Origin of the sequence: Streptosporangium sp. NPDC050855 (genome assembly GCF_044456585.1) — a bacterium.
Classification (GTDB): domain Bacteria; phylum Actinomycetota; class Actinomycetes; order Streptosporangiales; family Streptosporangiaceae; genus Streptosporangium; species Streptosporangium longisporum.
In genome coordinates this window covers 326296-335861 of record NZ_JBITFY010000008.1, presented here as the reverse complement: position 1 = coordinate 335861, position 9566 = coordinate 326296, and the positions used below count along the sequence as shown (strand labels likewise).

Here is a 9566-nt window from a genome sequence, read left to right as displayed (position 1 = left end):
CAACTCGTCGCTGACCTCCCACGGCTTTAGCCGCGCCACCCGCCACCCCTCTCACCATCGCTACAGCGAGAGATCAAAGCACAGCAGAACTCATTGTGTTAGCGGCTCTAAGCGAGCCGCGGCCGAGAAAGAGGGGAAGACACTGAAGGTCACTCAGGAGGAGCGAGCACTCCGGGCGCAGCAAGGCAAGTTCATGCGCGCCAGGGCCAACACCGCCGGCACCCCCGAGTACCAGAACCGCCAGCGCCAGCGCCAGGCTGCCAAGACCGATGAAGCGATCTGGCAGAGCGCCCACGACCCCGAGACCTACGACTCCAACGATTGGTGATCTTGCTAACGCCGATGCTAACAAGCAGGTCTGGACGGACCTGGACGACCATGACCGAGGGAGCTCGTGAACCCCGTCTGAGCAGGCCCGGAAGACGACCGTGGACGGTCCTGGACGATCGTGTTCTAACTCGTAATGAAGGGGTCTGGGGTTCGATTCCCCAAGGCGGCTCCAGGTCAGAGGCCCTCCGGGATCATCCCGGAGGGCCTTTGTCGTGTCCGTACCGCAACGTAGTCGACTCGTCCGAGGCCGTGCTCCTCCCGTCGTTCCGGCGGTCGGAGCGTTCGGTGGACTGCTGCTCGCGGAGTGCTCGGAGCGCTTCCGCGAAGCCGGGTCTCCTGGTCGGTTCTGCGTCCGTAAGCTCTCTGAACAGGTGATGTGCGCGGTCAGGGGCATGCTCGGTTCTGGAATCCATCGCGCCTTTTCCCGATGTGACGCCTCCCCTCTGGTTATTCTCACGGTATGACTGCTCAGCCTGTCCATCCGCACGCTCCCCGGGAGCCCCGGGTGGAGCGCACCGTTGATGGGATCGCTGAGGCCCTGCAGGGTGGTCGGCGGATGGAGTTCTACCGGGAGCTCGGGACAGCATCTCTGGATCAGGTGGAGACGATCCTGCGTCGTTGGTGGTGTGAGGCGATGCTCGACACAGATCCCGAGGCCGACCAGATCCGTAGGGCCGCGCTGGAGGGTACCTTGCCCGTCGCCACGCTCGATGACGTCCTTGCCCGCCGAGGGCAGCAAGGACTGCCCCTTGAGTGAACCCCAAGCGGAGGGATGGCCGTGCCATTTCTCCGAAGGGGTCGCGGAGCTTCTGGCCGATCCTCAGATCAGCCCGATGGTGTTCTCGGGGTCGTTGCGCTCTCCGTTGAGATCAAAGAGACGAGAGGCGATGTCTCCGGTCACACCGCTTCCGTTGTCTCTTCCGGTGGGACGCTCGGAACACGTACGAGGAACGCGTCACCCTGTGGCGGGCCGGCTCGGCCGAGGCGGCGATCCTGCTGGCCGAGCGGGAGGCGGCCGAGTACGCCGACGGGCAGGGCTTCGAGTACCTGCACTTCGCGCAGTCCTTCAGGATCTTCGATGCCGCGATCGGGCAGGGCACGGAGGTGTTCTCCCTCCTGCGGGACAGTGACCTCGGGTCTGACGCCTACCTGACGGCCCTCTTCGACACCGGATCGGAACGACAGCGGAAGCTTGATGGATGATCCAGGTCGGTCCGGGCACCCCGCCCCGCCGCGAGAAGAGGACGTACGCGGCGAGGGCGGTCCGTCCATGCCGCTTCGTTCAGCCGTGCTCGGGTTCCACCGGGAGCCACAGCTCGGCGTCGGCCTCGGTCCTGTCCGGCGACAGGCAGGTGCGCAGGATCTCGGGGCCGGTGCGGGTGCGGTACGGGTTCGACGGGAACCACTCGGTGAACACGTCCCGCCACAGTTCCTGGATGGCCTGCGGGACCGGCCCGGAGGTGGTGAAGACCGCCCAGGTGCCGGCCGGGACGGCCAGCGTGGTCATGCCCTCCGGAGCGGCCACGGAGGTGATCACGCCCTGGTAGTAGTCGAGGTCGGTGCCCTCGGCGCGGCTGGGGTCCAGGTCGTCGCAGATCGCGACGATGCCGTGCGGCTCCTGGTCCGACAGTTCCTCCAGGCGTTCCAGGGTCCGTGGGTCGATCCCGCGGACGAAGTCGATGATCGCCTGGTTCGGCCCCGCGTGCACCAGTGGCACCCGGGTCTTGAGGCCGACGACGGTGAAGTCCGCCTTGTCCACGACGCGGTATCGCATGCTGCTCCGCCCTTCGATGGTGAGGCGGAAGGTCATCCGGGACTGGGAGTTGAGCGCGGCGCCGGTACGCCGGGCCTCGCCGGGTCCGATGCCGTGCATGGCACGGAACGCCCGTGCGAACGCCTCGCCGGAGCCGTAGCCGTAGCGCACCGCGATCTCCAGCAGTGTCTCCCGCCCCGCGAGCACTTCGGCGCCCGCGAGGGTGAGGCGACGGCGCCGGATGTACTCCGACAGCGGTATGCCCGCGAGCGCGGAGAACATCCGGCGCAGGTGGTACTCCGAGGTGGCGGCGATGCGTGCCACCTCCTCCACCTCGACGGTCCGGTCGAGATGGCGCTCGATGTGTTCCATGGCCTGGTTCAGCCGCTCCAGCACGCCCGGTCCCCTTCCGATCGACGAGCACCACGCTAGTGCCGTGATCGGAGGTGTTCGCCGGGGTGAGCGATCGAGCGGTGTCCCCTACCCGGCGTCGTGGTCGGTGCCGTCCCCGTCCGGGCCGGGGACGTCCTGTCCCAGGCCCCGGAGGATCGCGATCTCCACGGGTGAGTACGCGCCGTCGGCCCGCTCCAGTTCGTACGGCGCGGCCGGCATCAGCGGGGGCTGGGCCATGAAGCGCGGCCGTACCCCATGGTGGGGTTGGGCCGCGTGCACCAGGAACGGGTGGCACAGGAAGACGTCACCCGGGGAGCCGGTGGCGAGGGCGAGCGGACGGTGGTCGGACGCGGCCACCAGATCGGGCGCGAGGGTCAGCCCGCTCGCCCCGTCCTCCCCGTACTTCTCCAGCACCTTCGGCACGTCGAGGTGTGAGCCGACGCGGATCTTGGTCGGGGCGTCCTCCTGCCCGACCTCGCTGAACAGGAACAGCATCAGCAGGGCCCGGCCCCGGGAGCGCAGGTTCGTGAAGTACCAGCTCTCGCCCTCCGGCAGGTAGCTCCCCTCGATGTGCCAGCCGGCGTCGTCCGGCTCCTCCTCGTGCGGGAAGCGCAGCGGGAACGTGCCCAGCGAGTAGCGCGGCTCCCAGCGTCCCGCGCCGACGAGCAGGTCGTACGCGTGGTGCAGGAACGGGGAGTTGGGCGCGGCGGCGAACGGCCCCTGCGCCAGGCCGGGCACCCAGTGCACGGGTTTTGTCCACGTCGCCGGATCGTCCGGGTCACAGCCCGTCTCCCGCCACAGCAGCCGCGCGCAGTCCGCGGCCACGCGCGGCGCGACGGCGCCCTCCACCTTCACGAAGCCGTCGCGGAGGAAGCGGGATACCAAGGTCGTGTCGTCCATGCCACCATCGTGCGACGACACCGGTCCCGGCCGCCCGACATTTCCCGCACCGCCTTTGTCGGGTGCCCGCCGAGCCCCCTGCGGGGAGACCGGAGGTGACCGCCGGCCGGAGAGCACCTCGCTCTCGACGCGGGACGGGCCCGTGTCGTATCCGTACGCCGCCGGGAACGGGGCCCGACGGTCACGCACGGTAGGCGAAGGGGCGGCGCTCCGGGCGGAGAAGCACGTTCCTTACGGAACGCGCGACGAATTGTCCGAAAGTCGAGTTGCGGAATCACCATTCGGCGGGGGCCCACATGTTGGACTCTCCGTCCAGGAATATGTTCGGCAGTTGAATTTTCTATGACCTTTCACCTGGGGATTCGTGCGCATCTCTGAATCCCTCTTCCGGAGAACGATGCTTAGAAAGATCCCATTTTTATATACTTAGGCACCATTGGGGAGGTTGCTGCCATACTGAGTGGGAGCGCTCCCGTTGCCGGTGGCCGGGGCTCATGAACCATCTCGGATCACCCGTCGTCTGGAAGAAAGGTACCGATTCTCCATGACGGCACGTGACGAAAGCCCGCCGTCCCCGTCGCTTCTGGACGGGAACGTCACCACGACCCTACCCGGGAACGTCGCCGACGTCGTTCTGCGCGGGCAGCGTCGGTGGGCCCGGCACCTGTGGTGGACGGCCCTGGTCGCCGGTGCGGCGGGTGCCGCCTTCGTCTGGCTGGCCACCCCTCACGGGCGGGAGACCCAGACGGCGGGGGAGCTCGCGGCCAAACTGCTCGCGTTCGCCTGCCTGTGCGTGGCCATCGCGTTCTTCCCGTGGGTGTCGCAGCGTCTGCAGTGGCTGGTCTACATCCCGTTCGTCTTCTTCACCGGCTACCTGATCCCCAGGATCAGCTGGTTCTACTACGGCGACGTCTCGCGCGCGCAGGGCGACGTCTTCTACACGCACCTGTACATGCTGTTCTATCCGGCGATCGTCCTGACGGTCGCCGCCGCCTACCGGATCGGGGGCGGCAGCCCGGGGCGCTGCCTGAAGATCATGGCGACCGGTGTCGTCATCCTGTTCTCGGGGTTCCTCGACCTCATGTGGTTCGCCGTCAACCCGGTGGCGATCCCTCCGGTCATCGACGCGCCCCACATCAACCTGTTCACCGGCGGTCCGATCTCGTACGGCGCGACCATCCTGTTCGCCCTCGCGCACGTCCCGATCGCCGTCGTGATCAACCTGCTCCCCCTGGACCGCTGGATCACCCGCCTGCTGGGGGCCGGGGAGCCCACGCCGGTCCGGTAGTCCGGTAACCGGCTCCGGCGGCCGTCTCGTCCTGGCCGTCACGCCCGCATCCGAAGCCCTTACGGGAGATGAGATTTGCCGAACACGCATGTCGGGGCCCGCACCGTCGACATCTCGGTGGCGGCGCCCGCGTACAACGAGGCGGACAACATCGTGGCGGCGGTGACGGAGTGGCGCGACTACCTGGAGCGGCACCCGGCGGTCGGCACGTGGGAGATCGTCGTGTGCGACGACGGGAGCGCCGACGCGACCGGAGCCATCCTCAAGGATCTGCAGGCCGACTGCCCCGAACTCGTCGTCGTCTCGTTCGACCGCAACCGGGGCGCGGGCGCCGCGATCGCCGCCGCGATCGCCCACACCCGGCTGGACTGGGTCGTGCTGCTGGACTCGGACGGCCAGTTCCCGATAGCCAACCTCGACACGTTCATCCCGCGCATCCAGGCCGGTGAGGCGCTCGCCTTCTCCGGCGCGCGGATCAGGAAGGCCGACGGCCTGGCGTACCGGTGGGGATCGGCGGCCAGCGGCGCGGTCAGCAACACCCTGCTCGGCACCCGCTACCGCGACTTCAACTCGATCTTCAAGGTGGTCAGCGGCCCGTTGTTCCGCGCCCTGCCGCTGGAGTCCGGCGGGATGAACTGCTCGACGGAGATCACGGCGAAGGTCGCCGAGCTGGGCCACACCTGGACGGAGCTCCCCATCGAGCACCGGGAACGCGGCGGCGGCAGCCGCGGGTGGCGGTTCTGGAAGGGAGCGCGGGACCGGGCGCTGTTCGTGGGCTACGTGGGATACCGCAACTGGCTGCTGCGCCGGGGGGTCCTGCGCGCGCCGGACCCGTCCGGGGCGCCCCCGCCACGGCCGGTGACGTCCCGTGTGACCGAGGAGATCCGATGAGCACTCGTCCACGCCCCCTGAGCTCGGTCACCATGTTCAGCGGCGGGCGTGGCGGGGCCAGCATCGCGCGCCGGCTGCTGGACATCCCCGGGCTCGACCTGTCCCTGGTGATCAACGGGTACGACAACGGGATGTCCACCGGCGCGCTGCGACGGTACCTGCCGGGGATGCTCGGCCCGTCCGACTTCCGCAAGAACTGCCTGCTCCACCTGGACCGCGGCGATCCGCAGCAGGCCGCGCTGATCTCCGTCCTCGAACATCGCCTTCCGGCCGGGACCACGCCGGAGCGCCTCGGGGACCTCATCGACGAGATCGCCTCGTCCGGGCGGCACGCGGGCCGCCCGCCGTCCGGTCCGGTCCCCGGTACGCCGTTCGACGCGCTGCGGCCCGAGGCGCGGGAGGAGATCACGCGGGACCTGCGCCTGTTCGCGGGCCGGCTCGGCGCGGAACCGTACGGGATCGACCTGGGCGACTGCGCGCTCGGCAACCTCGTGTTCGCCGGCGCGTACCTCCGCACGGGGGAGGACTTCAACGCCGCCGTCCGCTCCTGCGCCCGCACGTTTGGCTCCCCGGTCCGGCTGCTGAACGTGACCGGCGGCGAGAACGCCTTCCTGGCCGCGCTCAAGCGGAACGGCCGCCTCCTGGCCGACGAGGCCGACATCGTCGCGCCGCAGGACGACGAGCCGATCACCGACCTGTTCCTGCTCCGCCGGCCGATCGGCCCCCACCACCGGGCCGACCTGGAGGCGCTGCCCGCCGCGCGGGTGCGGGAGGTCCTGGCCCGTCACCGCGCCGACCTCACGCCGAACCCGGAGGCGCTGGAGGCGATCAGGGACACCGACCTCCTCGTGTACGGGCCGGGCACCCCGCACTCGTCGCTCCTGCCGAGCTACCTGACGCCGGGCGTCGCGGACGCGATCGCGGCGAGCCGGGCCGTGGCCAAGGTGTTCGTCGTCAACGCCCGGGACGACCACGACATCCAGGGGCTGACCGCGCCCGACCTGGTCGACCTCACCCTGTCCTACCTCGGCGACCCGCGTAACGAGCGGCGCACCGTCACCCATGTCCTGTGCCCCCGCCCGGTCACGCCGTCGGACGGCCTGCCGGCCGTGCCCCCGGTGCCGCGGTCCGTGATCGACTGCGGCGAGTGGGCCGGGGCGCGGTGGGTCACGGCCGACCTGGAGGATCCCGGCCGTCCGGGCGTGCACGGCGGACGCAGCACGGTCGACGCCCTGACGGCCATCTGCGGCGAGGCGGCACTGGCGGGGGCCGAGTGATCCCGTCGCGGGCGAGCGTGGTCGCCGGTCGCCGGACGTGGCTGTTCGACCTCGACGGCACGCTCGTGGACTCGTGCCCGGCGCACGAGGCCGCGTTCCGCCAGGCGATCGCGGAGATCGCGCCCGGCGCGCTCGCCTCGTTCCGGTACGCCGACCACGCCGGCGCGAGCACCGCCGAGGTGGCCTCCCGCCTGGTCCCCGGCGACGCCGTCGCGGCCGGACGGCTGGCCCGGCGCAAGCAGGGGCTCTACCGCGAGTACGCCGAGGCGGGAATGGTCGACGTGCTGCCCGGCGCCCGCCGCCTCCTCGACCGGCTCACGCGGGACGGCCGCACCCTCTACCTGGTCACCAGCGGCAGCCGCGGGTCGGTCGAGCGGGTCCTGGCGGCCCGCTCCCTGGACGGCTGCTTCCGGGCCGTGCTCACCAGCGACGACGTCCCGGTGAGCAAGCCCGACCCGGAGTTCTACGCGTACGCCTGCCGTCGCTGGGCCGTCGACGTGGCCGACGCCGTGGTCGTGGAGGACTCCGCGCACGGGGTGGCGTCCGCGGTCGGCGCCGGGCTGGTGACGCTCCAGGTCCACGCCGCCGAGCCCGCGGCCGGGGCGATCGCCGTACCGGACCTCGACGAGATCGTGTCCCTCTTGCACCAGGAGCAGCGGTGAGTGAGCGCGTCTGCGCGGTGATCCCGGCGGCCGGGCGTGGCACCCGGCTCGGTTTCGGCATCCCGAAGATCATGGTCGAGGTCGCCGGCGGCGTCACCGTCTGGCACCTGCTCCACCGGCGGCTGCGGCCCCGGGCCGAGCACGTCCACGTCGTCGTCTCCCCCGAGGGCGAGGCCCCCTTCCGGGACCTCGCGGCCGGGGAGATCGAGAGCGGCGCCGTCTCGGTGAGCGTCCAGGACGAGCCGACCGGCATGGGAGGCGCCATCTTCGGCGCCGCCCCGCACTGGGAGGCGTACGACGCGATCCTCGTGGTCTGGGGGGACCAGGCGAACCTGTCCCCGGCGACCGTCGGCCGCGTCGTGGACGCCCACCGGGCGGGCGGGCTCACGATCCCGCTGGTGCCGATGGCGGACCCGTACGTCGAGTACGAGGCCGACGGCTCCTCGCTGGTGCGGGTGCGGCAGTCGCGCGAGGGCGACGAGTGCCGTCCCGGCGGGCTCAGCGACGTCGGCGTGTTCTGCCTCGGCACGGACGGGCTGCGCGAGGAGTGGACGCGCTACCTGCGCGACGCCGCCCCGGGCGCCCTCACCGGTGAGGTCAACTTCCTGCCGTTCCTTCCCCACCTGTCGCGGGCCGGCCGGCCGCTGACCGTGGTGCCGGTGGACGACCCCGACGAGGCGCGCGGCATCAACACCCAGGACGACCTCGACTTCGCCCGGCGGGCGTACCTGCGCGACGCCGAGGCCGGCGGCCGATGAGCGAGCCGAGCGAGCCGAGCGAGCCCGCGGCCCGGCCGCGCCCCGTCTACGTCGTCTGCGCCGAGACGCCGCCGGACGTCGTCGGCGGGCTCGGGCGGTACGCCGAGCGGATGATGGCCGCCATGCGGCATCTCGGCACGCCCGTCGAGGTGTTCGGGGCCACCACGCGGAACACGGTGCCGCGGACGGAGCGGATCGGCGACGTCACCCTGCACCGGGTGCGCGTACCCGGCGGCGGGGCCGAGGGCCTCACCCGGGCACCGGCGGCCGTCCTGCAGATCACCCGGTTGATCGGGATCCTCGCGTTCAACGTGCGGGTCGCGGCCCGCATCATCAGGGCCGGCGCCCGGTCGTCGGGGTCGGTCGTCGTCGTGCACGACTGGATGGGCTGCGTCGCCGGGATCCTCTGCCGGTTGCTCGCCCGCACCCCGGTGGTGTTCCACGTGCACAGCCGTGAGCTCAACGCCGCCCCCACCCGGCGCCGGTCCGCGGTGGCGGCCGGCATCGCCGCGCTGGAGACCGCCCAGGCGCGGACGGCACGCCTGATCGTGGTGCCGAGCGCCGGGATGCGCGACGAGCTCGTGGCGTGCGGATGGCCCTCCGACCGGCTGCGGGTCATCCCGCACGGCTTCGAGGACCCCGAGCTGCTGCGGCTGGCCGCTCTGGGCGGTGACGAGCGCGACCGGCTCCGCGCGGAGGTCCGGCGCCGTCACCTGCCCGGCGGCGAGGGACGGCTCGTGGTGTTCGCGGGCCGGCTGTCGCCGCACAAGGGCGTCCGAACCCTGATCCGGGCGGCTCCGCTGGTCGCCGGGGAGCACGACGACGTGCGGATCGTGCTCATCGGCGCGCAGTCCCCGCGCACCGGCGAGAACGCGGAGGTGGCACGGCTGATCGACGAGACGGGCGTCGGCCGCCACGTGGTCGCCGGGTACCGTTTCCTGGGCTCGGCCGAGGTGTTCGCCCACTTCCTGGCCGCCGACGTGTGCGTGTTCCCCTCCACGTACGAACCGTTCGGCCTGGTCGCGATCGAGGCGATGGCGCTGGCCCGGCCCGTGGTCGTCGGCCCCGGCTACTCCCCGGAGGTGGTGGGGGACGGCGCGGTCCGGTGCGGGAACGACTCGCCGCGGGAGCTGGCCGATGCCCTGCTGCGGTGCCTGGACGACCCGCGGGCCGCGTCCCGGCTCGGCGAGCGCGGCGCCGCCCACGTCCGCGAGCGGTACACGTGGGCACGGACGGCCGAGCTCACCCTGGCCGCGTACGCCGAGCTCGCTCCGGCCGCGTACGCCGAGCCGGCCCGGTGACGCGCCGGCGACC

General features: G+C 71.4%; 10 protein-coding genes. 8 read left to right on the top strand and 2 right to left on the bottom strand.

The genetic code is table 11. The features are described from left to right. Together ACIBCT_RS18680 and ACIBCT_RS18675 are read left to right on the top strand one after the other, a co-directional pair. A partial coding sequence (locus ACIBCT_RS18680) for a hypothetical protein (RefSeq protein WP_399190029.1) occupies positions 1-328 on the top strand: 328 nt, incomplete at its 5' end. Positions 329-835: 507 nt separating this feature from the next. Beyond that, positions 836-1087 (top strand): hypothetical protein, encoded by a 252-nt coding sequence (locus tag ACIBCT_RS18675; RefSeq protein WP_399190027.1) that lies wholly within the window; start codon positions 836-838, stop codon positions 1085-1087. A gap of 525 nt (positions 1088-1612) precedes the next feature. Here ACIBCT_RS18675 and ACIBCT_RS18670 read toward each other — a convergent pair. Next, on the bottom strand, positions 1613-2479 hold the full coding sequence (locus ACIBCT_RS18670; protein WP_399190024.1) for a GyrI-like domain-containing protein: 867 nt from the start codon (positions 2477-2479) through the stop codon (positions 1613-1615). A gap of 84 nt (positions 2480-2563) precedes the next feature. Beyond that, the gene (locus ACIBCT_RS18665) at positions 2564-3376 is read right to left on the bottom strand and encodes a phytanoyl-CoA dioxygenase family protein (protein ID WP_399190022.1); all 813 of its coding nucleotides are present in this window, start codon (positions 3374-3376) and stop codon (positions 2564-2566) included. Positions 3377-3920: 544 nt separating this feature from the next. On the opposite strand from ACIBCT_RS18665, the gene ACIBCT_RS18660 reads away from it, so the two are divergent. The 6 genes from ACIBCT_RS18660 (at position 3921) to ACIBCT_RS18635 (ending at position 9553) form a co-directional block, all read left to right on the top strand. After that, entirely contained in the window at positions 3921-4664 is a 744-nt protein-coding gene (locus ACIBCT_RS18660; protein ID WP_399190020.1) for a hypothetical protein, read from the top strand. 75 nt (positions 4665-4739) lie between these two features. Then, a complete protein-coding gene (locus ACIBCT_RS18655) occupies positions 4740-5555 on the top strand; it encodes a glycosyltransferase family 2 protein (RefSeq protein WP_399190018.1) in 816 nt (271 codons plus the stop codon). Then, on the top strand, positions 5552-6832 hold the full coding sequence (locus tag ACIBCT_RS18650; protein ID WP_399190016.1) for a 2-phospho-L-lactate transferase CofD family protein: 1281 nt from the start codon (positions 5552-5554) through the stop codon (positions 6830-6832). Before ACIBCT_RS18655 ends, ACIBCT_RS18650 begins: the two co-directional genes overlap by 4 nt. Continuing rightward, the gene (locus tag ACIBCT_RS18645; RefSeq protein WP_399190014.1) at positions 6829-7494 is read left to right on the top strand and encodes an HAD family hydrolase; all 666 of its coding nucleotides are present in this window, start codon (positions 6829-6831) and stop codon (positions 7492-7494) included. The genes ACIBCT_RS18650 and ACIBCT_RS18645 overlap by 4 nt, the downstream gene beginning before the upstream one ends. Then, positions 7491-8252 carry an NTP transferase domain-containing protein gene (locus ACIBCT_RS18640; RefSeq protein WP_399190012.1) on the top strand — a complete coding sequence of 254 codons (762 nt, stop codon included), beginning with the start codon at positions 7491-7493 and terminating at the stop codon, positions 8250-8252. Before ACIBCT_RS18645 ends, ACIBCT_RS18640 begins: the two co-directional genes overlap by 4 nt. Continuing rightward, the gene (locus ACIBCT_RS18635; protein ID WP_399190010.1) at positions 8249-9553 is read left to right on the top strand and encodes a glycosyltransferase family 4 protein; all 1305 of its coding nucleotides are present in this window, start codon (positions 8249-8251) and stop codon (positions 9551-9553) included. The genes ACIBCT_RS18640 and ACIBCT_RS18635 overlap by 4 nt, the downstream gene beginning before the upstream one ends. Positions 9554-9566: the final 13 nt, after the last annotated feature.